The organism is Flavobacterium plantiphilum, from assembly GCF_046000495.1.
Classification (GTDB): domain Bacteria; phylum Bacteroidota; class Bacteroidia; order Flavobacteriales; family Flavobacteriaceae; genus Flavobacterium; species Flavobacterium plantiphilum.
Map to the genome: position 1 here is coordinate 173,119 of NZ_JBELQA010000004.1, position 26,615 is coordinate 199,733.

General features: G+C 34.0%; 24 protein-coding genes, 1 tRNA gene and 1 riboswitch. Of the genes, 14 read left to right on the forward strand and 11 right to left on the reverse strand.

Translation table 11 applies throughout. From position 1 onward, the window contains the following. The 6 genes from ABS764_RS08370 to ABS764_RS08395 all read right to left on the reverse strand — a co-directional run bounded on the left by ABS764_RS08370 (position 1) and on the right by ABS764_RS08395 (position 5,407). Positions 1–627, reverse strand: a complete 627-nt coding sequence (locus ABS764_RS08370; RefSeq protein ID WP_408081340.1) for a WbqC family protein — start codon at positions 625–627, stop codon at positions 1–3. A 147-nt stretch (positions 628–774) separates the two neighbouring features. Next, a complete protein-coding gene (gene lepB, locus ABS764_RS08375) occupies positions 775–2,352 on the reverse strand; it encodes a signal peptidase I (protein WP_408081341.1) in 1,578 nt (525 codons plus the stop codon). A 64-nt stretch (positions 2,353–2,416) separates the two neighbouring features. Next, complete coding sequence (gene dapB / locus ABS764_RS08380; RefSeq protein ID WP_408081342.1) at positions 2,417–3,121, reverse strand: 4-hydroxy-tetrahydrodipicolinate reductase; 705 nt, start codon at positions 3,119–3,121, stop codon at positions 2,417–2,419. A 54-nt stretch (positions 3,122–3,175) separates the two neighbouring features. Beyond that, entirely contained in the window at positions 3,176–3,739 is a 564-nt protein-coding gene (locus ABS764_RS08385; protein ID WP_408081536.1) for a DUF5683 domain-containing protein, read from the reverse strand. Beyond that, the gene (locus ABS764_RS08390) at positions 3,736–4,635 is read right to left on the reverse strand and encodes a ParB/RepB/Spo0J family partition protein (protein WP_408081343.1); all 900 of its coding nucleotides are present in this window, start codon (positions 4,633–4,635) and stop codon (positions 3,736–3,738) included. The genes ABS764_RS08385 and ABS764_RS08390 overlap by 4 nt, the downstream gene beginning before the upstream one ends. A gap of 4 nt (positions 4,636–4,639) precedes the next feature. Beyond that, complete coding sequence (locus ABS764_RS08395; RefSeq protein ID WP_408081344.1) at positions 4,640–5,407, reverse strand: ParA family protein; 768 nt, start codon at positions 5,405–5,407, stop codon at positions 4,640–4,642. Positions 5,408–5,607: 200 nt separating this feature from the next. On the opposite strand from ABS764_RS08395, the gene ABS764_RS08400 reads away from it, so the two are divergent. The 5 genes from ABS764_RS08400 (at position 5,608) to ABS764_RS08420 (ending at position 10,761) form a co-directional block, all read left to right on the forward strand. After that, a tRNA-Pro gene (locus tag ABS764_RS08400) sits at positions 5,608–5,682 on the forward strand. 731 nt (positions 5,683–6,413) lie between these two features. Continuing rightward, a complete protein-coding gene (locus ABS764_RS08405; protein ID WP_408081345.1) occupies positions 6,414–7,418 on the forward strand; it encodes a DUF1852 domain-containing protein in 1,005 nt (334 codons plus the stop codon). Between the two features lie 25 nt (positions 7,419–7,443). Next, a complete protein-coding gene (locus ABS764_RS08410) occupies positions 7,444–8,472 on the forward strand; it encodes a methionine synthase (RefSeq protein WP_408081346.1) in 1,029 nt (342 codons plus the stop codon). 98 nt (positions 8,473–8,570) lie between these two features. After that, a complete protein-coding gene (locus ABS764_RS08415) occupies positions 8,571–9,587 on the forward strand; it encodes a bile acid:sodium symporter family protein (protein WP_408081347.1) in 1,017 nt (338 codons plus the stop codon). A 91-nt stretch (positions 9,588–9,678) separates the two neighbouring features. Next, positions 9,679–10,761, forward strand: a complete 1,083-nt coding sequence (locus tag ABS764_RS08420; protein WP_408081348.1) for an alkene reductase — start codon at positions 9,679–9,681, stop codon at positions 10,759–10,761. A 65-nt stretch (positions 10,762–10,826) separates the two neighbouring features. Here ABS764_RS08420 and ABS764_RS08425 read toward each other — a convergent pair whose 3' ends face one another. Then, a complete protein-coding gene (locus ABS764_RS08425) occupies positions 10,827–11,288 on the reverse strand; it encodes an Lrp/AsnC family transcriptional regulator (RefSeq protein WP_408081349.1) in 462 nt (153 codons plus the stop codon). 175 nt (positions 11,289–11,463) lie between these two features. Further along, positions 11,464–11,615, forward strand: a riboswitch (cobalamin riboswitch). A gap of 481 nt (positions 11,616–12,096) precedes the next feature. On the opposite strand from ABS764_RS08425, the gene ABS764_RS08430 reads away from it, so the two are divergent. From ABS764_RS08430 to ABS764_RS08460, 7 genes are all read left to right on the forward strand, one after another. Continuing rightward, the gene (locus ABS764_RS08430) at positions 12,097–17,079 is read left to right on the forward strand and encodes a translocation/assembly module TamB domain-containing protein (RefSeq protein ID WP_456264505.1); all 4,983 of its coding nucleotides are present in this window, start codon (positions 12,097–12,099) and stop codon (positions 17,077–17,079) included. Continuing rightward, complete coding sequence (gene tamL / locus ABS764_RS08435) at positions 17,066–19,354, forward strand: translocation and assembly module lipoprotein TamL (protein WP_408081351.1); 2,289 nt, start codon at positions 17,066–17,068, stop codon at positions 19,352–19,354. The genes ABS764_RS08430 and tamL overlap by 14 nt, the downstream gene beginning before the upstream one ends. A 92-nt stretch (positions 19,355–19,446) precedes the next feature. Next, complete coding sequence (locus ABS764_RS08440) at positions 19,447–20,265, forward strand: MlaE family ABC transporter permease (protein WP_408081352.1); 819 nt, start codon at positions 19,447–19,449, stop codon at positions 20,263–20,265. After that, a complete protein-coding gene (locus ABS764_RS08445; RefSeq protein WP_408081353.1) occupies positions 20,265–21,011 on the forward strand; it encodes an ABC transporter ATP-binding protein in 747 nt (248 codons plus the stop codon). Before ABS764_RS08440 ends, ABS764_RS08445 begins: the two co-directional genes overlap by 1 nt. 6 nt (positions 21,012–21,017) lie before the next feature. Continuing rightward, positions 21,018–21,761, forward strand: coding sequence for an MlaD family protein (locus ABS764_RS08450; RefSeq protein WP_408081354.1), 744 nt, complete (start codon positions 21,018–21,020; stop codon positions 21,759–21,761). A 20-nt stretch (positions 21,762–21,781) separates the two neighbouring features. Next, a complete protein-coding gene (locus ABS764_RS08455; protein ID WP_408081355.1) occupies positions 21,782–22,588 on the forward strand; it encodes a mechanosensitive ion channel family protein in 807 nt (268 codons plus the stop codon). 104 nt (positions 22,589–22,692) lie between these two features. Further along, the gene (locus ABS764_RS08460) at positions 22,693–23,229 is read left to right on the forward strand and encodes a lipid-binding SYLF domain-containing protein (RefSeq protein WP_408081356.1); all 537 of its coding nucleotides are present in this window, start codon (positions 22,693–22,695) and stop codon (positions 23,227–23,229) included. Between the two features lie 153 nt (positions 23,230–23,382). Here ABS764_RS08460 and ABS764_RS08465 read toward each other — a convergent pair whose 3' ends face one another. Further along, positions 23,383–23,577, reverse strand: a complete 195-nt coding sequence (locus ABS764_RS08465) for a CsbD family protein (protein ID WP_408081357.1) — start codon at positions 23,575–23,577, stop codon at positions 23,383–23,385. Between the two features lie 213 nt (positions 23,578–23,790). On the opposite strand from ABS764_RS08465, the gene ABS764_RS08470 reads away from it, so the two are divergent. Next, complete coding sequence (locus ABS764_RS08470) at positions 23,791–24,030, forward strand: DUF7218 family protein (RefSeq protein WP_408081358.1); 240 nt, start codon at positions 23,791–23,793, stop codon at positions 24,028–24,030. A 25-nt stretch (positions 24,031–24,055) separates the two neighbouring features. After that, complete coding sequence (locus ABS764_RS08475; RefSeq protein ID WP_408081359.1) at positions 24,056–25,078, forward strand: AI-2E family transporter; 1,023 nt, start codon at positions 24,056–24,058, stop codon at positions 25,076–25,078. Between the two features lie 58 nt (positions 25,079–25,136). Here the strand turns inward: ABS764_RS08475 and ABS764_RS08480 are convergent, their stop codons facing one another. The 3 genes from ABS764_RS08480 to ABS764_RS08490 are packed head-to-tail and all read right to left on the reverse strand — an operon-like array spanning position 25,137 to position 26,249. Further along, positions 25,137–25,589 (reverse strand): response regulator, encoded by a 453-nt coding sequence (locus ABS764_RS08480; protein ID WP_408081360.1) that lies wholly within the window; start codon positions 25,587–25,589, stop codon positions 25,137–25,139. A gap of 33 nt (positions 25,590–25,622) precedes the next feature. Next, positions 25,623–26,048: an OsmC family protein gene (locus tag ABS764_RS08485; protein ID WP_408081361.1), complete on the reverse strand. Its 426-nt coding sequence runs from the start codon at positions 26,046–26,048 to the stop codon at positions 25,623–25,625. A 36-nt stretch (positions 26,049–26,084) separates the two neighbouring features. After that, positions 26,085–26,249, reverse strand: a complete 165-nt coding sequence (locus ABS764_RS08490; RefSeq protein ID WP_408081362.1) for a lmo0937 family membrane protein — start codon at positions 26,247–26,249, stop codon at positions 26,085–26,087. Positions 26,250–26,615: the final 366 nt, after the last annotated feature.

Here is a 26,615-nt window from a genome sequence, read left to right on the forward strand (position 1 = left end):
TTATGGGAGAACAAGTTGTTGCGATTTTAAATAATCAACGGTAAATTTTCCTTCGTTAAACAGTAAGTCCAGAATGCTTAAATTGTTGATAAATCCAAATTTATCATCAAAAACCTGAGTATAAGGTTCGAAAACAGAAGGGTCTTTTTTTCCGTTTATTAAAAAACGATAATCTGTAAACTCATTTGTATCGACTTCGTGAAAATATTCTGTGGTAGTTTCAAAGTTAAATTTGGTACGCATACATTTGGAAATAATTTCCAGGGCTTCCAAATTCAGATCCATTAAAAAGTGATGTTTTTTTTCGAAAAAAGGAATGAAATCATCTTCGAAAAATTCAAAAAAAGGAGAGCTTCTGTATGCTGCTTCCAAAGATTTAAAATGTTGTTTTTGCCAGTCAAAATCATTTTCTATCTGAATGTCTTTTGTTTTTTGATGGCCTTTTTTAGAATGTTTTATAGGGATATTCAAAAGCTGAATTCCGTTAGGACTATAAATATAAGTACGGTTTCTGTTAGTTTGCTTTTGAAAATTATCTTCCATTTCAAACACAATGTTTTCTGCCTGAATCATTGCTGCAAAATGACTAATCGATGGGAAATAAGAAGGGTGTAATAAGGTTTTCATTCTGTTACTGCTCTCTAAAATAGTTAAAACTATCGAAGTGTTTTATTTTTTTTGCCACAGATTACACGGATTTAAACAGATTAATCTGTGCTAATCTTTTTAATCTGTGACAAAATAAAAGAATTTATATGCTATAAATATATCAAACTAGATATTGTTTTTCTCTTTTCTTTTTTTCCAGAAATATTCACCCACGAAGAATGCGGCTAACAAAATAAGGAAAATTTTGAAATAAGATTGGGGTTGACCTTCACCGCTAACAGTAGTGAAAACTCTGTCCCAACGCACTTTGTTCCATCCCTTTCCGTTGGTATCCCAACTCATCCAGATAAAAACCGGCTTTCCTACGATATGATCTTCGGGAACATAACCCCAATAACGACTGTCCTCAGAATTATGGCGGTTATCCCCCATCATCCAGTAGTAATTTTGTTTGAAAGTATAGCTGTTGATTACTTTTCCGTTCAGTCTGATTTCGTTTCCGGTTACTTTTAAATCGTTTTTGTTACCATTATCGTCTTTTTCGTAAGTAGTGATAATTCTTTTATAAAAGGGCAGACTTTCTAATGTAAGAGCTACTGTTTTTCCTTTTTGAGGTATGTAGATAGGTCCGTAGTTATCGGCATTCCATTTGTTAATATGTGGAAAAATACCATGCTCAGCACCTTTGCTTATCTGTCTTTTTACCACAGTAATTCCGGCAGTGTTTTTTAGTCTTTCAGCACCTGCAGCCGTTAAAGCTCTGAAATAAAGTGTGTCTCTGGAGTCATTTAAACCCACCCCGTCAGTCACGTCCATTTCTCTTAATAATTGTTCTAAATTTACCGGAGGATTTTTAGTATCAATACCTACAGCATAAGAAAATTGAGGTTTAGCCCGTTCAGGTAATTCTAGTATTTTACCATTTATGTAGATAATTCCATCTTTTATAGCTAGACTGTCACCCGGGATTCCAACACATCTTTTAACATAGTTTGATTCTTTATCAATAGGCTTTATTACCCCCGGAGTTCCTACAGGTTCACGGAAATAATGTACAGTATCTACAGGCCAGTTAAAAACTACAATATCAGTACGGTTTATTTTGTCTTCTATTCCGGGTAATCTTAAGTAAGGTAATTGAGGCCAGTTCAGATAAGATTTTCTTTTGGTCATAGGAATAGTGTCATGAACCATTGGTAAAGCTACCGTGGTCATTGGAACTCTGGCTCCATAATTTATCTTGCTTACAAAAAGAAAATCTCCAACTAATAATGATTTTTCCAAAGAAGAGGTCGGTATCGTATACGGCTGTACAAAATAAGTATGTACAAATGTAGCAACGATGATAGCAAATAAAAGGGAACTTACAGTATCGGCGGTTTTGTTTTTTGGATGGAAGTTTCGGTCATTATTATACTCTAATTTCTGCGTGTAATTAACGTAATAGATGTACAATCCGAAAGTTATAATTCCTAAAAAGGTGTCTAACTGACTTCGTTTTCCAAAAGTTCTTAAGGTTTCTACCCAGATAACCGGAAACATAATTAAGTTAATAATAGGAATGAAAAGCAATAATGTCCACCATGTAGGGCGACCAATGATTTTCATTAATACAATTGCATTATAAACAGGTATTGCTGCTTCCCATTTTTTTCTACCTGCGGCTTCATATAATTTCCAGGTTCCTAAAAAATGAATAACCTGAACAAAAAGAAAAAAAACAAACCATTGATATAGTGTCATAATTATGTGTTTTAAGTTTTTTAAGATTTAAAATGAAGTTATCCACTTTAAATTAAAATCAGGTTTATTGAATGTTAAGTACATCTCTCATGCTGAAAATTCCTTGTTTTCCGGCTAACCATTCGGCAGCTATAACTGCACCCAGAGCAAATCCTTCACGATTGTGAGCAGTATGTTTGATTTCGATACTGTCAATACCGGAATCATAAGTTACTGTGTGGGTTCCCGGAACTTCACCCGTACGGACAGCTTCAATATGAATATCCTTTTCAGTTGCATTTTCAAGAGTCCACTTGCTGTATTGATTGTTGTTTTCAATCACGCCCTGTGCTAATGAAATAGCGGTTCCGCTTGGAGCATCCAGTTTATGAATGTGGTGAATTTCTTCCATAGAAACTTTGTAGCCTTCAATATTAGCCATCATTCTGGCCAGGTATTCGTTTAATCCAAAAAATAAATTTACGCCTAAGCTAAAGTTGGAACTGGATATAAAACCACCATTTTTTTCTTTACATAAGGCAATCATTTCTTCGTAACGATCCAGCCATCCTGTGGTTCCGGAAACTACAGGAACATTCGTGTTGAAACAAGCCGAAATATTATCTACAGCTGCCATAGGAACGCTAAAGTCAATAGCAACATCTGCAGTTGAAAGCCCTTCATAAGTATTAAATTCGTCTTTTTTCAAAACAATTTCATGACCTCTTTCCAAAGCAATTCTTTCAATTACCTGACCCATTTTTCCGTATCCTAAAAGCGCGATTTTCATTTTGTGTTATATTTAAATTATAAAATTGGAAATAACCAATTCTGTTGTATTCGATTAAAAATTATAATTAAGGCTAAGCCCTACGTTTGTTTTGTAATTTAGACTATTCTGATAAAGTGTTGGTTTTACTGATAAACGATCATCTACATTAAACTGCATTAATGCCGCATCAACATTGGCATCAATAATATTCAAGACATAAAAACCTACAATAAATAAAGAAGATAAGTCACGGTTACGCTGATAAAATTTTTGACCGGCGATTAAGCGGTTATTATCCAGATAAGAGAATTCATCATCAGTATATCCTTCGAGTCTTCGTTTGTAAGCATCTCTAAACTGATGGTATTTTTTGTTACTGTCTATATAAAAATACAGACTCGTTCCTATGGCTCCATACACCAGCGGAATTTTCCAGTATCTTTTGTTGTAAGCCTGACCTAAACCGGGTAAAACTGCGGAGTAAAATGCAGCTTTTGCAGGTGTTAACGGGTCAATATCTATTGATTTCAAAGTATCAGCTGCAACTACTTCTGACGGGACTTTTTTTTGTGCCCATGCAGTGGTATTGCATAAGAAGATAAGAAATAGTGCTATGGAAATAATTTGCTTCACTATCCTTTGATTAATTCCATAATTCGGTTAAAATCTTCTTCAGACCGGAACGGAATGGTGATTTTACCTTTTCCGTTACTGGCTACTTTGATGTCAACCAGATTTCCAAAATAATTGTTCAAAACCTTTTTCTGGTTTTCATCGATATCAAAAGAAGCTGTTTTAGCTTTTACCGCAGCTTTTGGTTTGAGACTGTCCTGATAATTTTTTACTAAAGTTTCAGTATCACGAACCGAAAGATTCTGACTTACAATTTTTTGATAAATAGCTGTCTGGGCATCTAAATCTTCAATGTTGATGATGGCTCTGCCATGTCCCATACTGATAAAACCATCACGAATTCCTGTCTGGATAATCGGGTCCAGTTTTAAGAGTCTTAAATAATTTGCAATGGTAGAACGTTTTTTACCCACACGTTCACTCATCTGCTCCTGAGTCAATTGGATTTCATCCATTAACCGCTGGTACGAAAGTGCAATTTCAATTGGATCTAAGTCATGACGCTGGATGTTTTCAACCAGTGCCATAACCAGTGATTCATTATCATTGGCAATTCGAATGTAAGCAGGAACGGTGCTAAGACCAACTAATTTTGAAGCTCGCAAACGACGTTCTCCCGAAATTAACTGGTATTTATTAAAGTCTAATTTTCGAACAGTTATAGGCTGAATTACCCCCAGTTCTTTAATAGAAGTGGCTAATTCTTTTAATGATTCTTCGTTAAAATTACTTCGGGGCTGAAACGGATTTATTTCTATGGCTTCAATCTCGAGCTCAATAATATTTCCAACAACCTTGTCTGCATTTTTATCCTCAACTGATTTTATGTCATTTTCAGGATCTTTTAATAATGCTGATAATCCTCTTCCTAAGGCTTGTTTTTTTATTGCTTTTGCCATAAAATTAATTGCTGTTTTTCTTTATAATTTCCTGAGCAAGGTGTAAATAATTTGTTGCTCCTTTGCTCGTAGCATCATAATTGATAATGCTTTCGCCAAAACTTGGTGCTTCGCTTAGTTTAACATTTCGCTGGATAACCGTTTCAAAAACCATATCATTAAAGTGTTTCTGAACTTCTTCAACAACCTGATTTGATAAACGAAGTCTGGAATCGTACATGGTTAATAATAAACCTTCGATGTCTAAGTCGGGGTTATGAATTTTCTGGATGCTTTTTATAGTATTCAGTAATTTTCCTAATCCTTCCAAAGCAAAATATTCACACTGAATAGGTATAATTACAGAATTTGCAGCAGTTAAAGCATTTAATGTTAATAAACCAAGAGAAGGTGCACAGTCAATAATGATATAATCATAATCTTCTGTAACACTTTCTAATGCTTTTTTAAGCATATATTCTCTGTTTTCCTTATCTACTAATTCAATTTCTATAGCCACAAGATCAATGTGAGCAGGAATTACATCTACATTAGGAGCGGAACATTTTACTACTGCTTCTTTAGGAGTATTACTGTGTTCCAGTATTTGGTAAGTACCAATTTCTACACTTTCGACATCAATACCTAATCCTGAACTGGCATTAGCCTGAGGATCAGCATCAATTAATAAAACTTTCTTTTCTAAAACGCCCAGGGAAGCAGCAAGATTTACTGATGTAGTAGTCTTTCCAACGCCTCCTTTTTGATTAGCAATCGCAATGATTTTGCCCATTTATTTCTATAATTTTGAACGGTAAAAATACAATTTATTATTGTTTCTAAAAATCTATTTTGTTAACATTTGTTAAAGCCTGATTTGCGATGTTTTGTCAGGTTTCAGACCGCTGCTGTAAAATTATTTTTGGAATTGCATTTATTTTTAAATTATAGTTTGCATAAGCAAAAAAGAGTTGTATATTTGCAGCCGCGTTACGGGGTGTAGCGTAGCCCGGTTATCGCGCCTGCTTTGGGAGCAGGAGGCCGCAGGTTCGAATCCTGCCACCCCGACTAAAACCTTCTTGTTATTCAGGAAGGTTTTTTATTTTCTGTAATTGATAATCAGGGCTGCGTAGGAACCACGTTCAAAAATTGGGGATTAAGAAAAAATATTTGATAATCTAAAAAGGAAGAATTCCACATTTCTAACGCCTCTAAATTTACTTCTAAAGACTTTATATTTTACCATTGAAAGATTATGCACCATTTAGTGTTGTTTTTTTTGTGTCATGAACCATATTTCAACTGAATAGATTAGTACTTATGTTATCAAAATAGTGTAGTGATTTTGATAAAAGAGGTATTAACAGTCTATATTCCTTTTTAAAAGATTCTCTATAATCAGGATATTAATAAAAACGAAGCCGTTTTAACTATATTTCTAGTGAGTTAGAGTCGATGCAACACAACAGAACACAATAATATCTGTTAAGTTAAGTGACCCGCCTCAGGTCATATTATAGCCTGATACTTGTTTTTTTTCATACTTATTGAGTTTGGTTATCTTGTAAACAATATACTTGAAATATTAACTCTAAAGTGAAATTATCTGTTTTCTGGTATTATTATATCTTTTAAAAGATTAATTATCTTTTTATTTACTATAATAAAGCTAAAATATTTTATATTTTATCAATACTTGGTTTATAAATCTTTTGTTTTAAAATTTGCAGTGTAAAATAACTATTTAAAAAAAATGAAATAGTTCTTAATAGAAGCTTCAATACTAAAACGGAAAATATATGGAAAATACTCAAAGTACAATCAAGTCTGATTTTACATTCAAGCTCGAGAGCACTTGTTTAGATGAAAATTATCACCCCTCAAGCAAAACACGTTTGACGACCAATTTTGCAAACCTGGCCAGAGGAGATAATCGTCAGCAAAACTTACGTAATGCCTTGAATATGATTAACAATCGATTCAATTCATTGGCTCATTTGGATAATCCTGGAGCTGATCGTTATCTTGTAGAACTTGAAATCATCACAGTAACGATGAGTATTAATGATAAGAATGGGATTAACAATCTGCCACTTATTGAAGTTTTGAAAACGAATATTTTTGACCGTAAGACCAGTCAGCGTATCGAAGGTATCGCCGGAAATAATTTTTCTTCTTATGTACGTGATTATGATTTCAGTATTTTATTGACCGAGTACAATAAAAATAAACCTAGTTTTTGTATTCCTGAAAATTTTGGTGATTTGCATGGAAAACTTTATAAGTGCTTTGTGAATTCTGTCACTTACAAAGAGCACTTTAAGATGTCACCGATAATTTGTTTAAGTGTATCGGGCAACAAAACGTATACACGTACTGAGTATCAGCATCCGGTTCTGGGGTTTGAGTATCTGCAGAATGAGTATTCTCTCACTGATGAATATTTCTTCAAAATGGGTTTAAAAGTTCGTTTTTTCATGCCTGCGAACAGTGTGGCACCGATGGCTTTTTACCATTCCGGAGATCTGCTTGCTGATTATACTGATCTTGGACTAATCAGCTCAATCAGCACAATGGAGACTTTCCAGAAGATTTATCGTCCTGAAATTTACAATGCAAATTCAGTAGCTGGGAAAATCTATCAGCCGAGTCTTAAACACGAAGATTATTCACTCACCCGCGTGGATTATGACCGCGATGAGCGCAGCCGACTGGCTGTCGAACAGGGTAAATATGCAGAAGAGCACTTCATTAAGCCTTACAAAAGTGTTTTAGAGCAGTGGTCTGCCAATTTTGATCTTTAATTATAGCCATTAAAAATATTTTATTATGAAAAAATTAGTACCGACTTCAATTGTTGGAAGTTTACCCAAACCTGCCTGGCTTGCACCGCCCGAAAAACTTTGGTCGCCCTGGAAATTAGAAGGAGATCAGTTAATTGAAGGCAAACAGGATGCGTTGCGCATTTCTCTGCACGAACAGCAATTGGCAGGGGTCGATATCATTAGTGATGGCGAGCAGACACGTCAGCATTTTGTAACCACTTTTATCGAGCATTTAAGCGGTGTAGATTTTGAAAACCGCAAAATCGTAAAAATTCGTGACCGTTACGATGCAAGTGTTCCAGTTGTTGTTGGAGAGGTTGCACGCCAAAAAGGAGTTTTTGTTGAAGATGTCAAATTTTTACGCACGCTGACAAATCAGCCTATAAAATGGGCACTCCCTGGTCCAATGACGATGGTAGATACTTTGTACGATGACCATTACAAAAGCCGTGAAAAACTGGCATGGGAATTCGCGAAATTACTCAATGAAGAAGCAAGAGAACTACAGGATGCAGGTGTAGACATTATCCAGTTTGACGAACCCGCATTTAATGTATTCTTTGATGAAGTAAACGATTGGGGAATGGCAGCATTGGAACGCGCCATTGAAGGTTTAAAATGCCAGACTGCGGTACATATCTGCTACGGTTATGGAATACAGGCTAATAATGACTGGAAAAAGACATTGGGATCAGAGTGGCGTCAGTACGAGGAAATTTTCCCTAAAATCCAGAAATCCAATATTGATATTGTTTCATTGGAATGCCATAACTCGCGTGTGCCTTTTAATTTAATTGAACTGGTTCGCGGCAAAAAAGTAATGGTCGGTGCCATTGATGTGGCCACCAACACTATAGAAACACCGGAAGAAGTCGCTGATACCCTGCGCAGGACCCTTGAGTTTGTAGATGTCGAAAACCTTTATCCTTCAACAAACTGCGGTATGGCTCCTTTATCACGGGATGTGGCAAGAGGCAAATTAATTGCATTAAGCGCTGGAGCAGAAATTATACGTAAAGAATTTGGGATGTAGTCCCGATCTTTAATGTATATTCTTAATTATATTTTAGGAAAAACTTCATTATCACCCGAATATTAGCTTTAAAAAAAAATTAAATAGTAAAGATCAAATTGAAAAAGTTATTACAAGTATTAAGCAAATCAGGTCTCGACGGTTTTCTGCTAATGATAGCCACCATGATTTTGCTGGCTTATTTTCTGCCGTGGCCGGGCATGGTCAAAGAGCCTGTTTCGCTGGAGGATATTGCCAATATTGGCGTGTCATTTATTTTTTTGTTTTATGGTTTGCGCCTGAGTGTTGAAAAACTAAAATCCGGGCTTGTAAACTGGAAAATGCACATTGTCGTCCAGCTAACAACCTTTTTGTTTTTTCCGCTCATCGTTTTAGTATTTCGCCCCGTGTTTGTCAGCAACGGCTTTGAATTGCTCTGGCTGGGCGTATTTTTTCTTGCAGCTTTGCCGTCCACAGTTTCTTCTTCTGTGGTCATGGTTTCTATTGCTAAAGGAAATATTCCCGCAGCCATTTTTAATGCGAGTATTTCAAGCCTGATTGGCGTAGTGGTTACGCCGATATGGGTTGGGCTTTTCATCGCTTCTGCAACAGGCAGTTTTGATGTTTCGAATATCGTTATCAAATTGTTTTTACAAGTTTTGTTGCCCGTCATCATTGGCATCACCCTCAACTCCCGCTTTGGTGCCATTGCCGAAAAGTATAAAAAACAACTCAAATATTTCGATCAGGCAATTATCCTTACCATCATTTACACGTCGTTTTGCAAGTCATTTTCCGAACATCTTTTTGAAGGTTTTACTACCCTTGAACTTGCAGGACTTGCTGTTGGGATGATGGTTTTATTTCTCGTTGTATTCGTTTGTATAGGGCTGATCAGCCGATTTTTAGGTTTTTCAGATGAAGATCGTATAACGGTCTTATTTTGCGGGTCTAAAAAGTCATTGGTACATGGCACCGTCATGTCAAAAGTGCTCTTTCAGCACAGTACCATCACCGGAATAGTATTACTGCCATTGATGCTTTATCATGCCTTGCAATTGATTGCAGCCAGCATCATCGCTCAGCGTATGGCTCAACGGAAAGAAATACAATTTTTACAAAAATATTCTGTATAAATGATGTGGCAAAAAATATCTTCAGCAGATAACTATATGAAGTTTCAGCTTCTTGTCTTTTATAAATAATAATAATTTTAAAAAAAATGGTATGAAACTTTTTGAAAAAACATATTTAGGCAATGTCAGCCTAAAAAACAGAATGGTCATGGCTGCGATGACCAGAGGCCGTACAGACATAAATGGCTTAGTGGGTAATATGACGGTAGAATACTATACTCAAAGGGCAAGTGCAGGTATGCTGCTTACTGAATCCATAAGAATCAGTGAAGAAGCTACCGGCAGTCCGCTTACTCCGGGTATTTTTACCAATCAGCAAATGGACGCCTGGAAGAAAGTTACTGCGTCAGTACATGATAAAGGCGGTGTTATTGTAGCTCAGCTTTGGCACACCGGCCGTATGGGGCATTCTGTAGACAGGAATGGCAGGCTCCCTTTTGCACCATCACCTTTGCCTGTAAGGGGAATGCAGCATTTTACCTCCCAGGGTAAGAAGGATTACGAAATACCTCAGGAAATGACAATTCAGGAAATCAAACGGACTATAAAGGATTATGGTCAGGCCGCAAAAAATGCCATAGCCGCAGGTTTTGACGGGGTTCAGCTTCATGCTGCTAATGGCTATTTGCCCAATCAGTTTTTGGCTGAAAGTGCCAACCAAAGGAAGGATGATTACGGCGGCAGCATACCTAAAAATGCCCGCTTTGTACTGGAAGTAATGCAGGAATTAATCAGAGCGGTGGGAAGTGAAAAGGTGGGAATTAAATTATCTCCTTTTCATACTTATGGTGACATGATACTGGATGACCCTGCCGCTACCTATACCTACCTGATTGAAGAACTGAACAAATTAGATTTTGCCCATGTGGAACTCATGAGACGCAGTTCGAATTTTCCTTCGCCAGAACATTATACCGCTGAAAACGAGATTGAATTCTTTGGCAGGATGATACGCCAGACACTTATTGCTAATTCAGGTTATGACAAGGCTTCTGCGGAAGCTGAACTTGAAAAAGGTATTGCAAATCTTATTTCCTTTGGTACTTTGTACATCGCAAATCCTGACCTGCCTGAACGGTTTGAAAAAAATGCCGGGCTTAGTAAACCGGACAGAGCAACAATGTTTGGAGGCGGAAAACAGGGTTACACTGATTATCCCCTTTGGAACGGATAAAAAAATATTTTTTGTGAATTTAGATGTTTGAAGGCTGTTGAAAAGCTTTTTTTGTCACTGGGCAATCAAATACTAATATTGTGTAGATTTTTAATTTCTGCCATTACAAAAGAACTATGAGTGCTACCGATGCTTTCCACTGTGCCTAACTTGTTAAATACAAAGTTTTGGTAATGCTTCATGTCTCGGGCAAAAACTTTCAGGATAAAATCATAATCACCGGAAACATTATAACATTCAATTACTTCATCGATTTTCATAATATCATCAACAAAATTATGACCTATTGTCCGGTCATGCTGTTTGAGTTTGATATTGCAAAAAACAATGAATCCATGACTGAATTTTTCATGATCAAGTAAAGCAATATATTTTTTGATATAGCCGTTATTTTCTAACCTCTTTACCCGCTGAAGTACCGGGGTAGGTGATAAATTTACCTGTAAAGCTAATTCTTTGATTGTCTGATTGGAGTTGTTTCCCAGAATTTTTAATAATAATAAATCTATTGTATCTAATTCTTCCATCGTACTAATTGTCTTTTGTGGTGACAAAAATAAGTATTAAAAAGTTTTTGAATCTATTTTTTATGTATAATTAAGTTTAATTATCTTGTTTTTTAATTTTTGATGGTCTTTTTGAGTTTGTTTGCTAAATTTATAAAGAATATTAAACTAATTGTGTTGATTGGTTCTTTATTTGTTTTATCAAATTGAATTAGGTTTTTTTTTAATAATAAGTGAAAAGGGAATCGTGGGAAAATCACTAACTGTCGCGCTTATAAACTCCATTGCTGGCGGGAGAATATAAAAGAATGTTACAAGTCAGATACCTACCTAATTTAAACAGCTTTGTTGTGTCCTGTATTTAATAATCTATATTTTCTTTCTTTTCTCGCTTAACATCTATAAATGATAAAGAATTTTTTAGAGTGATAAACAATCATTTTAAAGAAAAGATGAGTGTTAACATTCCTAAATCTTTAATAGCCTTTGGGCAGCTGAGATTCTGGCCGAACTGATAGCATCTTTGCCTAAAAAGATTCGTATAGGATTGCATGTATGTGGAGGTAATCCCAGAAAGGTTCGGACATTGTTCGGGCCTTTTTTGTTTTTAAATTAAATTATAATTTTAAAAGAATTTTCTATAATTCTATAAATACATCCCAGCCGCTTTGCAATATCTTCACAAAAGTGTTTTTGTGTTTTGAAAAGAGCAGTCAAAGCTGTAGTTTTATAGAGAAATGCTGTTGTTTAAATTGCTTAAACCCACGGTCAGTTGAACTGTTTTACAAATAAATCAATATGATTTATTTTAATTTATATCTATCTTAAGTTGAAAAAAGTTGCTAAAATTCTATTATACATTTTATTGTTTGTTGTAACAGTTTTTTTATTGATAGTTATTGCTTTGCAGACTCCGTTTGGACAAAATTTTATAAAAGACAAAGCTGTTAGTTATCTTCATGAAAAAATTAAAACAAATGTAGCAGTAGGAAGTATTGAACTTGGGTTACCAAAGAAAATTATTCTGCATGATTTCTATTTTGAAGATCAGTCAAAAGATACTTTACTGGCGGGTAAATCTTTAAAAGTAGACATCAGCCTGTTTGAATTGCTAAATAGTAAAGTTCAAATCAACAGCATTGATTTGCAAGGTGTTACTGCGCATATTAAAGTAAATAAAGATTCTGTTTATAATTTTGATTACATCATCAAAGCCTTTGCTACTGAAGAAAAACCTAAGACTGATGAGAAAGGAATGGAAATTTCTATCAGGAAAATAAACCTTGATTCGATAAAATTTAAATATGATGATACAGTTGCAAAAAACAATATTGATGTATTTGTCAATCACTTTGATACCCAAATTAAAAATTTTGATTTAAATAATCTCTCTTTTAATATTCCAGAAATAAACCTAAACGGTTTACAATTAAATCTAACTCAGGATTTAGTCGAAGCAACTAAAAAAGTGGCTGAAAAAATCGAAGAAGAAGCTGAAACGAATGTTTTAAAATTGCAGTTAAAAGATATTCTTCTTGAAAATATTGACGTCAGATATAAAGATGCACTTACAAATATGGATACCAAAATCCGGTTTGAAAAATTGAAAACAAATGTGAAAACAATAGATTTGGAAAAGCAAATCATTGCGCTGAAATCATTGGAATTAAACAATACAAATGGTGAACTTACCTTAACCAAATCTGTAAAAACAACAAAAGAAGAAACGAACAAAGAGGCTGTCGAAAATTCCGGATTAGCCTGGAAAATTGATGTGAATGCTGTTTCTATCAGCAATCTTAATTTTATATTTGATAATAATAATGAAATTCAGACTAAAAAAGGAATTGATTACAATCATCTAAAATTAAATGAACTGAGTTTTGACGGAAAAGCTATTGCTATAAGAGATAATGATTACAGCGGAACGGTCAATTCTTTTACTTTCAAAGAAAAAAGCGGATTTCAGTTAGATGCGTTAAAAACAAAATTTAATTATACTTCAAAGGAAGCATCTCTTAAAAATTTATCGTTAAAAACACCACAGACTAATTTACAGGATAACATTTTGGCAACTTATCCATCTATTGAATCCATTAGTAAGAATCCTGAAAAGCTCACTTTAGATGTCCATTTAAAAAACAGTATGCTGGCATTTAAAGATATTTTATTATTAGTGCCACAACTGGAATCGAATGCTGTTTTTAAAAATAATCCTAATACTATCGTGAATTTTAATGCGACAGTAAACGGAAAACTGGATGATTTAAAAATTACCACTTTCAAGGCTGAGGGGATTGGGAATACTAAAGTGGATGTGAAAGGAACCATCAGGGGATTGCCTGATTTTGAAAAATCAGTGTTTAATCTGGCTATTGCCAACTTTGAAAGTACGGCAAAAGATATTACTGCTTTTACACCAAAAAATACGATTCCGAACACGATTCAACTGCCTCAGAAATTTAATTTAAAAGGAAACTTTAAAGGAAGTGTGGCTGCCTTTGAAACTAATCTGGATTTAAAAAGTTCTTTAGGAAATGCTATTGTGGAAGCAACTTTTGACCAAACCAGAAAAAATAATGAAAAATATATAGCTGATGCCAGCGTTACTAATTTTGATGTAGGGAAATTGATTAAAAACAGACAATTAGGAAAGATTACCGCCAATGCTACTGTCAATGGAAGAAGTCTTGATCCTGCAACGGCAACGGCAAAACTGACTTCTAAAATCGTATCAGCACAATTTAATGATTACAATTACCAGAATATAAATATTGGCGGAACTATTAAAAACGGTGTGTATGCAGCGAATGTGAGTTCCGGTGATCCTAATTTAAAATTTAAATTAGATGCTGAAGGTTCTTCTGATTCTAAAAAACCAACACTGGATTTGGAGTTAAATGCTGAATTTATTGATTTGAATAAGCTCAATCTTCATGCCGGTCCTTTAAAAATGCGAGGAAATATTACTGCTGATTTTAATGATTTAAATCCGGATAATTTAAATGGAATATTAAATGTTAATAATTTTTTAATTGCTTTAGAAAAGGAACAATTTCCGCTGGATACTATTTCGGTGAGAGCAGTTTCTACGGTTGAAAAAGATTCCATTATTATTAAATCTCAATTTGTAAATGGTTTAATCTCGGGAAATTATAAGCTTTCGACTATCGGGAATACGCTTATGAATTCTGTTTCGAAGTACTATCAGTTGGATAAAAAGTATGTTGAAAATAAAGAAAATCAGCAACTGGCATTTGAATTTACTATAAAAGATGAACCATTATTAAAAAAACTAGCTCCGCAGATTATTGAATTATCAGAGATTACCCTTGACGGAAAATACAATTCTATTAATGATTCTATAATGATTAATGCTTCGGTTCCCAGTTTAAATTATGCGAATAATGAAATCTCTGCCGGTGTTTTAAAAATAAATACGCAGGACAATGCACTGATGTATAATGTGTCTTTAGGTCAGATTAAAAATGAGCAGTTCGAAATTCCTAAGACGACATTAATCGGAAAATTAGAAAATAACACCATTGATTATGCCTTAAATATTAAAGATGCAGAAGATAAAGACAAATATTTAATTTCAGGTGTTTTTAAAGACAGTCTGGGAGCATCTATTGTGCATCTTAATCCGGAAAAACTGCTGCTGAATTATGAAGACTGGGCAGTAAATGCGAACAATGAAGTAAAATTAGGAAAAAACGGAATTGTAGTTAGGGATTTTATACTTCAAAAAGATCAGCAATCATTTGGCGTTCAGTCTGAAAATAATTCGGCTGATTCACCCATTGTAGCCAGTTTTAAAAATTTTGAATTGGAATCCTTAACAAGTATTGCCAAATCAAATTTCGAGCTTGGCGGAATAATAAACGGGGAAGCTACGATTAAGAATGTTACTTCAAATCCCTTATTTGTTGCAGATCTGGATATTGAGAATTTTAAAGTAAAAAATGATACTGTTGGGAATATTAATGCAAAAGTGGATAATAAAACCACTAATTTGTATAGTGCTAATGTAACGCTGACAGGTTTAGAAAATCAACTGAACATTGACGGAAATTACAATGTAAGCACCGAAAGTTTAGATTTCATGGTTGATATTCAAAAACTTCAGATGAAATCGGTACAGCCTTTTACATTAGAAAACCTCAAAGAAAGCGAAGGTTTCTTAAACGGGAAACTGGATGTGAGCGGAAAAGCATCTAATCCTGATGTGAATGGAAATATTAAATTTAATTCGGTTGGATTTGTTGTTGTTCCTTTAAATTCCAAGTTCAAACTGCTGAATGATAACATTAATTTCCAACAGAATACTATTGTCTTTGAAGATTTTAAATTACAGGATGAAGATGGAAATCCGTTAAGTATAAAAGGTTCCTTGGACAGCAGGGATTATACTAATTTAGGACTTAATCTGAATCTTACAGCGAGAAATTTCAGAGCGATAAACTCTACCGCTAAAGACAATAAATTGTTTTATGGGGAATTGTATTTAGACAACAATCTGGGGATAAAAGGAACTTTAAACAGCCCGGTTATTGACGGTACAGTTAAAATAAATGAAGACACTAAATTTACTATTGTATTACCTCAAAGTGATCCTTCGATAGCTGACAGAGAAGGGATTGTAGAATTTATAGACCAGGATCAGCCGGTTTTAGTGACTGTTGAAGAAGACCCGACAAAACAGATTACACAAACTGAATTTAAAGGGATTGATGCTTCGGTAAATATTGGAATTGACAAAGATGCAGAGATTTCGATTATCATTGATGAAGCTAATGGGGATTATCTAAAGTTAAAAGGAGAAGCAGAATTAACCGGAGGAATTGATCCGTCAGGAAAAACTACTTTAACAGGAAAATATGAATTTACGGATGGAGCTTATCAGATGAATTTAAATCTGATTAAGAGAAAATTTGATATTAAATCCGGCAGTTATATTTTGTGGACCGGAGAACCTACCACTGCAAATGTAAATGTGACCGCAGTGTATAAAGTAGATGCACCACCCTTAGATTTAGTGAGTGATCAGGTTGAAGGTATAACAGCTGAAGCCCGCAATACTTACAAACAAAGAATCCCTTTTGAAACAGAATTAAAAATGAAAGGTGAATTATTAAAGCCTGAAATCACTTTTGATATTGTTTTACCGGAAGGTAATAATACGGTTTCAGCCGAAGTAATTAATACCACTCAGGCTAAGTTAGAGCAGATAAGACGCGACGAAGACGCTTTAAACAAACAGGTTTTTGCGTTGTTGTTATTAAACCGTTTTATTGGAGAAAACCCTTTTGAAAGTGAAACCGGTGGTGTAAGCGGGGCTTTCTTAGCGAAACAAAGTGCCAGTAAAATTTTATCGCAACAGCTGAATAATTTAGCAGGCGATTTAATAAAAGGTTTCGAATTGGATTTTGATCTTGAAGCGACGGAAAATTATACTTCAGGACAAAAACAAGAGCGTACTGACCTGAATGTAGGGCTTTCTAAAAAACTATTAAATGACCGTTTAAAGGTTACCGTAGGAAGCAGCTTTGGGCTGGAGGGTGCTCCACAACAAAACGAGCAATCTACAAACATTGCAGGAGATGTTTCTGCCGATTATCTCATAACCAAAGACGGTCGTTATAAACTGAGAGCCTACAGAAAAAATAATTATCAGGTAGCCTTGCAAGGTCAGGTTATTGAAACGGGTGTAGCCTTTATCATTACGATGGACTACAATAAGTTTAGAGAATTATTTCATAAAAATCGCAAAAACAGAATAAAAGACAAGAAACAAAATGAGACTAAATAACTACATCTTATTGTTTTTTTCAGTTTCAATATTTTTGAGCTGTAGTGGAACTCATAAAATTCCTAAAGGAGATTTATTATATGTAGGTCATACTATTGACATAGAAAAAGGCGAGGAATCAAAAAAAACAAGAAAGCAGATTAAGTCAGAACTGGATGGATTAATTCGTCCTGTACCTAATAAATCCATATTAGGAATGCGTCCTGAAATCTTTTTTTATAATTTGATTGGAGAAGTAAAAAAAGAAAAAGGATTTAAGTATTGGGTCAAATACAAATTAGGAGCAGAACCTGTTTTGATGAGTAAAGTAGATTTAGAATATAACAAACAGGTAGTTCAGAATTATATAGAAAACAAAGGTTTTTTTAATGCTGAAACAAAAGCGGATTCGACAAGAAGAGGTAAAAAAGCCAAGGCTAATTATACGGTTAAATTAAATAATCAGTACAAAATAAAGTCGGTTGTTTTTCCAAAAGATTCGGTTGTTCTTAGTCAGGAAATTAATAAATTAAAAGAGAAAAGTCTTTTAAAAGTAGGAAACACTTATGATCTGGAAGATATAAAAAATGAAAGAGTCCGTATTGATGCTAATCTGAAAGAACAGGGATTTTATTACTTTAATGAAAATTATCTGTTAATTCAGGTGGATAGTACTGTAGCAAATCATGAGGTAGATCTAATTGTAAAAATAAAAAAAGAAACTCCCGAAAAAGCAAAAAAACAATATAAAATCAATAATATTTTTGTTTATCCAAGCTTTAATTTAAGAAGAGATACCATTGCCAGAAAAAAACAGGATACCATCCATTATCAGGATTTAACCATCATTGATAACAAAACTGTTTTTAAACCTTTTATTTTTGATAAAACATTATTGTTTAACAAAGGCGATTTATACAATAGAACGACTCATAATTTATCATTAAACAGACTCATTACTTTAGGAACTTTTAAGTTTGTTAAAAATGAATTTCAGGTAAATGATTCTGTAAAAAATCAACTGGACAGTTATTATTATCTGACTCCGTTGCCAAAAAAATCAATTCAGGTTGAAACTTTAGCTAAAACGAACTCGGCAAATTATTCAGGAACAGAATTAAACATCAACTGGAGTAACCGTAACACTTTTAAAGGAGCTGAATTATTAAAGATTTCTGCTTTTGCCGGTTTAGAAGTTCAGGTTTCCGGACAAAATAATGGTTTTAATGTATACCGTTTTGGAGGAGATGCCAGCCTGATCTGGCCACGATTTATTTCGCCGTTTCAAATGAACTCCGGAAGTGCTTATGTTCCCAATACAAAAGCTTCGATAGGATATGAATATCAGCTGAGAACTAAATTATATTCCTTAAAAACTTTAAATGCTTCTTTTGGTTATATCTGGAAAGAAAATGAAAGAAAGGAACACAATCTTAATATTCTTAATATAGCCTATACTTCGCCAAATAATGTGAGTGAGCTGTATCAGTCGCAAATAGCAGCTAATCCTTCTTTACAAAGAGTAATTGATAAACAATTAATTCTTGGAACCACTTATTCGTATACCTATACCAATACAATGGAGCAAAACAGGAAGCATAATATTTATTTTAAAGGAGGGATAGATTTATCCGGGAATTCATTGGGCTTGATTTTAGGGGCAAATGATTATAATAATCCCAAGAACATTTTAAGTGTTCCTTTTAGTCAATATACAAAAGCCGAAGTGGAATTTCGTCATTATTTGAACTTTGATAAGGAGACAAAATTAGCCAGCAGAATTATAATAGGTGCCGGAATTCCTTATGGAAATTCAAAAGAGCTTCCATTTATCAAGCAATTTTTTATAGGAGGAACCAGTAGTATCCGGGCTTTCAGGGCAAGGTCAATTGGGCCGGGCACTTTTGATGGCAGTCAAAATTCAAATTCTTTTTTACCGGATCAATCGGGAGATATTAAGTTTGAATTCAGTACTGAACTAAGAGGGCAAATATATAAAATAGTCAAAGGTGCTGTATTTGTTGATGCCGGTAATATCTGGCTTCTGAATGAAAACAGCGACAAACCGGGTGCTAAGTTCAGCGGTAAATTCCTCAATCAGCTTGCCATCGGGACGGGTATAGGTTTGCGGTTTGATTTTGATTTTTTAGTTCTCAGAACTGACCTGGCTTTTCCGCTCAGAAAACCTTATTTGCCTAAAGGACAGGAGTGGGTGATTGACGATATTAATTTTGGTGACAGAAGCTGGAGAAAAGAAAATCTGATTTTCAATCTGGCTATTGGGTACCCTTTTTAAGCGACGGGTATTTTATAATAAAATCTTAAAATCTTGTAAACTTAACCTTAAAAAAGGGTGTAATTTTATTTTACTATAATAACAATAAAATTATGCCTAAAACTACGTTTCCAGCTGAAAAGACTTTGTTGAAGGAGCCTTCATTCTTTAGTCTGATAAAAGAAAAAAGTGTTGCGTTTTTGATAGACGTAGCCAATGTAGTGGATTATCTTAAAAGAATATTCCGCAACCTTTTTACTAATTCATTTGAATTTCAGGAATTTTTAAAGCAATGCTACCAATGCGGGAATAAGTCAGTAGGATTAATTTCCATTACGGGTATTATTGTTGGTTTGGTTTTAACTATTCAATCCAGACCGCCCTTAGTAGAATTTGGAGCTGTAGGTATGTTACCAGGCATGGTTGCTATATCTATCATCAGAGAAATGGGGCCTGTAATTACTGCTCTGATCTGTGCAGGAAAGATAGGCTCAAGTATGGGAGCCGAGTTAGGCTCAATGCGGGTTACAGAACAGATTGATGCTATGGAAGTATCGAATACGAATCCAATAAATTTTTTAATTATTCCGCGATTGCTGGCTGTAACAGTGATGATTCCTATACTTACACTTTATGCTGATGCTATTGGGATTTTTGGCAGCTGGTTAGGTGTAAATATCAAAGATGACGTGAGTTTAAGGCTTTTTATGACTCAGGCATTTGATAATGTAGAGTTTATTGATATTATTCCGGCGGTGATAAAATCATTCTTTTTTGGAGCAGTGATTGGTTTAGTAGGATGTTACAAGGGATTTAATGCCGGAAGAGGAACTGAAAGTGTAGGTATTGCAGCAAACTCAGCCGTTGTAACTTCTTCCTTATTATTAATTATTGTAGACTTAATAGCTGTACAAATAACGGACTTATTATAATGAAAAAAAAAGTAAATGATAAGGTAATAATAGATATTAAAGATCTCAAAAAAAGTTTTGGTGATCAGAAAGTTCTTGACGGCATCACACTTCAGCTTCATAAAGAAGAGAATTTAGTGGTATTGGGAAAATCAGGGTCGGGAAAATCAGTTTTAATTAAGTGTATTGTCAATTTACTCAAACACGACTCGGGAAGTATTAAAGTTGGCAAGCACGAATTAACAGATATAAAAGAAGATGAATTAATTGAAGTACGCAAAAAAATTGGATTCCTTTTTCAGAGTGCGGCTCTTTATGATTCGATGACAGTAAGAGAAAATCTGAATTTTGCGCTTTCCAGACTCAGTAAAGAATTTACTAAAGAAGAAACAGATGAAAAAATTAGGGAGGCTTTAGAAAACGTAGGCTTACCGGATTCCATTGATAAAATGCCCTCGGAATTATCCGGCGGAATGAAAAAAAGAATTGGTTTAGCAAGAACATTAGTGGTCAATCCAAAAATTATTCTGTTTGATGAACCTACAACAGGGTTAGATCCCGTTACTTCAAGAGAAATAAGTGACCTTATAAACGAAACAAAAGCCAAATTTCATAATTCATCCATCATCATCACACACGATATAGACTGTGTAAAAACAGTGGCTGACAGGATAGCGATGATCAAAGAAGGTAAAATATACAAAGAAGGCAGTTTAGAGGAATTCCTAAATGATGAGGATCCTTATATTAAATCATTTTTTAAATAAAAAATCATGAAAACAAATACTCGTGCATATAAAATAAGATTGGGGATTTTTGTGTCTTTAGGGATATTAATTCTATTCGTAATTATTTTTTTCATCGGAAGTAATCAAAAATTGTTTAGCTCTAAATTTAAAATAAATACACAATTCAGGAATGTGAGCGGATTAAATGTGGGCGGTCAGGTGCGATTTCTGGGAATTGCTGTAGGTACTATTGAAAATATAGAAATCATTAATGATTCTACTGTAAATGTTATGGCAATGATGGATAACAAATTCAAAAAGTTTATAAAAAAAGACAGTAAGGCATCTATAGCGTCTGAAGGAGTTATTGGCGACAAAATTCTGGTAATTTCTCAGGGAAGTTCCAAATCAGCTGAAATTAAAGATGGTAGTTCCATCAGATCCATTGAGCCATTAGAATTTGATGATATTTTATCTTCTATTAAAGTCACAGCTGAAAATGCAGAAATTATTACTGATGAATTAGCGACTACATTAATAGGGATTAATAACGGGCAGGGAACCTTAGGTAAGTTATTAAATGATGACGGAGTAGCAAAAGATATGGAAAAAACAATGGAAAATTTAAGAAAAGGATCCAAAGGTTTAGAGCAGAATATGGAAGCCGCGAAGCATAATTTTCTTTTAAGAGGTTATTTTAAAAAGAAAGAGAGAGAGAAGGAAAAAGCAAGAGAAGAGGCTGAAAAAGAAGCCAAAAAAGCGGCAGAAAATAAAGCAGAAAAGAAATAATCAATGAAAAGTTTAAAAATATGAACTCAGAAGTACATATATTTAAAGAATCTGTTTACCAGTCATGGATTAATTTAGTAGCTTATTTTCCCAGTATTTTATTATCTGTATTTGTTTTTTTAGTTGGCTTGTTATTTATCAGGCTGATAAATAAATACTCCAAAAAAATAATTATTTCAAAGGCTAATGACCCTTTAATAGCTGATTTTATATTGAGTATTATTTCACTGGTATTAACTGTTTTATTACTGGTAATTGCTTTAGGAATTTTAGGATTTGATAATGTTACCAATCAGATTCTTGCAGGCGCAGGGTTGACTACTTTTATAATTGGTTTTGCACTCAAAGATATTGGAGAAAATTTCATTGCCGGAATACTGATGGCTTTTCAGCGTCCTTTTAGAATAGGTGATCTAATAGAAATAGAAGGAATCAAAGGCCGGGTTATAGAAATGAAACTGCGTTCCACAACACTAAAAACTACTGATGGCGTGGATGCTTATATTCCTAACGGATCCATTTTGAAAAATAATTTAAAGAATTATACCATCGATGAATTAATGCGCGATACGCTTATCGTTAAAGCACGATATGACGATCCGATTGATGCAATCATAAAGGCAATAAATATTATTATAAATGAGAATCCCGATACTTTAAAAAATCCTCCGCCTTATGTTGTAATAGACACGATTGATAATGATTTTGTGAATCTGGTTGCTTATTACTGGTATAGCATTGATCAGAACAGAGTTCCTGCAGTTCAGTTAAAGTCAGAGCTGCAGTTGAAAATCCATTCGTATATTAAATCAGTCAGAAATACCTAAAATTCCGGAACTGACATTTTTTGAGTCAATAATTGAAAGGATTGAGGTATTTTGAAAAAGGTAATTGCTTTAAATTTATATAATAAATTATAAATATAAAAATCATGAAAACATTAAAAAAAATAATACTGACGGGTTTACTACTGGTAACAGTGGGAGTGATGGCTCAAAATAAAAAAGACACTCAAATCATGAATGATGCAGAAAAAGCAAAAGAAATGATTTTAAGCAAAAATATGGGTTTGAAAAAGTTCTTTAAAGAGGCTTCAGGTTATGCTATTTTCCCCAATGTTGGGAAAGGTGGTTTTGTTATAGGCGGAGCAAGCGGTAACGGAGTGGTTTATGAAAATGGAACTGCAATAGGAATGACTTCTTTAAAAAAGGTGAATATTGGTCTTCAGGCCGGCGGACAGGCACTTATAGAAGTAATCTTTTTTCAGACTGAGGCTGCGCTGGCTAAATTTAAACAGGGAAATTATGAATTCTCTGCCGAAATGTCTGCGGTAGCCGCAGATAAAGGTGAAGCAGAGAATGCGAGTTATAAAGACGGTGTTGTCGTTTTCGCTTTGCCTAAAGCCGGGCTTATGGTTGATGCATCTGTTGGTGGTCAAAAATTTGAGTACCATCCTTTTAAAAAATAATTAAGTGTGTTAAACATTAATTTTAGAGAAAAAAGCTGTTTCAATAATATGAAACAGCTTTTTTTATTCTGATGGTAATAAAAAAGCTGCTGTATCAATTGATAAAGCAGCTTCATAAGTAGGGTTTGATTACTAATGATTAACTAATTACTATTAGGAATCTTGCCAATCATTAATTTCTTTTTTCAAGTCATCCATTTTCTTACCGGTTTTTTCCTGAATTTTACCTAACATTTCGTCAAATTTTCCTTCTGAATAGGTAACATCATCATCAGTAAGATCACCATATTTTTGTTTGAATTTACCTTTAATCTGTTTCCATTTTCCTTCTAATTGATCTGTATTCATAATATTAAATTTTTAAATTAATGTTTTTTTATTCTGAAATAAAAGTACTAGATTTAAGTAGGAAAAATTAACTCTAATCAAAGTGTTATTGATGCAATAAAAATGGCAGAGTTTTTTAAGTTAATATATTATCTGATAAGGTCAAGTGATTTAGTATTTAAGAGGCATATTTGAATTATTATAATTTTAAGTATCACCCTAAAAATAAAAATCATGGATATACCAACAGTTAAAAATGAAGAACAATATGAGGCACTACGGGACAAAGGATACAGTAAAGAAAAGTCCGCGAGAATAGCCAATACACCTGATGCCGGTAAAAAAGGAGGAAAGAGTAAGCCTTATGAAGACTGGAATAAGCAGGATCTGTATGGGCAAGCTCAAAAGGTAGGTATTCCGGGAAGATCAAAAATGAATAAAGCTGAACTCATTCATGCTTTAAGAAATAATTAATAAAAATTTAAAAAACCAATAATCTGTGAATATTATAAACCCCAAGATAATCCGTCAAATTTTTATACTTCTTTTAATTATATTAACAGGAAGCCTTATTTTTTATGAAATGACCCCTTATTTCTCAGGTGTATTAGGAGCTATTACATTATATGTTTTGCTTAAGGGAGCTATGATAAAATTAATAAACAGAGGTTGGAAAGCCAATTGGGCTGCCGGGTTTTTAATGTTTGTATCTTTTATTGCTATTTTAGTACCAGTAGCCGGTGCGGGATTAATGCTGGGAAATAAAATAGGAAAAGCAGCTCAAAATTCAGAAAAGGTAGTTAAAGCTGTTAAAAAACAAATGGAAACCTGGGAACATCATCTGGGCTATAAAATTACTGATCAGATTGATGCTTCTTCCATTTCTGAAAAAATAACCAGCGGAATCACGAATATTCTGGGGAGTGCGGTTAATACTTTTATAGCGGTTTCAATTATGTATTTTTTACTGTATTATATGCTTACAAACCGCAAAGAATTTCGGGATACATTAATGGAATATATTCCTATAAGCAAAGAGAATCTTAAAATAGTAGGCAGAGAAATACATGCTTCGGTTCGTTCTAATTCTTTAGGGATTCCACTAGTAGCCATAGCTCAGGGCATCGTAGCTCTGATAGGATTTTTGATATTCAATGTAGAAAGTCCGTTTTTTTGGAGTATAGTGGTGACCATTGGTTCTATGGTTCCCTTCATTGGAAGTATGTTAGGGATAATTCCCGTTTTTATATTAACAATATCTAATGGTGATACTTTTCAGGCTTGGGGAGTTTTATTGTACGGATTCGTAATAGTAGGACTTACAGACAATCTTATCCGCTTATATGTATTGCAGAAATTAGATGATGTTCATCCGTTAATAACTCTTTTAGGAGTTATCGTAGGTATTCCTCTTTTCGGCTTTATCGGGCTTGTCTTTGGTCCTTTATTGATTAGTTTATTTTTGTTAATTGTGCGTATTTATAAAAAAGAATATGCCGAAGAAAATAAGGGGAAACTTTAATACCCCTTTTTATGACGAGTCCTGACTTATAAGAGTCAGGATTTTTTTTAGATGTTTTTTATCGGCTTGTAGCACTTATTATAAAATGGCTGTCAGCTTCTTTTTGCAAATTAGTATACACACAGTCTAAACTTTTTCCCAACAAGTTTCTGAGTTCTCTGAAGGTATTCGGCTTTATTAAGTACCAGTTTGCACCTTTTTCTCTTAATCTTTCTGCCACTGCACGATCGATATAAGTAGAATAAATAACTATTGGAATCTGTGAAAACTTGGGTTCATTTCTAATGTCTTCAACACATTCTTCACCATTCATTAACGGCATGTTTAAGTCTAAATAAATGGCATCCGGTAAAGCATTTTGAGAATTTAAAAGGGCATCCATGAGTGTTACCCCATTATCAAAAGTTTCTATGCAGATTTTGCTGTCAATTTCTGTTAATGCTTCTTCAAAAAGCATGCTGTCTTCAGGGTCATCGTCGGCCAGATAAATTAATAGTGGTTTATAACTCATCATAATTATTTTAAAAAGTTGTACGGAAAAAAATTATTTTATGTGATTTTCCAGATTGGCATCCAGTGTTATTTCCAGATTGCTGTATGCTTTACTCACAGGACAGTTTTGTTTAGCTCCTTTTGCAATTTCCTGAAATTGGTTTTCCTGAATTTCCGGAACTTTTGCGTTAAGCGTCAGATTTGATTTTGTAATAGTTCCATTTTCTAATGAAATTTCACATTTCGTCTCTAAAACTTCAGGGGTGAAACCTGCTTTTGTCAAATCGGCACTTAACTGCATGGTAAAACAACCTGCATGTGCAGCTGCCATTAATTCCTCAGGATTGGTTCCGGTGCCGTTTTCAAAGCGGCTGTTGTATGAATATTGCATGTTTTCCAGAGCCTTACTTTCTGACATTAGAGAGCCTTTTCCTTCTTTTAATGTGCCACTCCAAACCGCTGTGCTTGATCTTTTCATATTTTTTATTTTTTTAGGTTTATAAATTAATCGTTTTTAGATTCCTCTTCCTGAAATGATATTGTATAAAATTGCAATTATAGCAATCACTAACAGAATATGAATAAGGTTTCCTGTTGCCATTCCGGCAGCAAATCCAAAAAATCCAAGTATCCAGATAATGATACAGATTACGGCAATAAGCCAAAGAATATTTCTCATGATTTTAAAATTTAAGGGTTAGTTAATGTAAAAGCAAAAAAGCTATGCAGGTAAAATTACATTTAATAATCAGGGAGGTTTGACCCGAATGCAAAGAATTTTTAGCGTAATCAAAAAAACTTTTCTAAAAAAAGATTGCAATCATAAGTGGGGAAAAATGCTAAAATAACATTAAAAACAATCCTGTGAAATTTTAAAATTACAGCAGGAATTATGGATACAGCCAGCATTATTAAAATTATATAAAACAATGAAAAAATTATATAACAAGAAGGGTGGGTTCTTATTGCAACTTTGTAAACCACAGTAATTTATAGGAGTAATTTAAAAATCTAATTAAGATGAAAAAAATAAATTTTAAAAGCG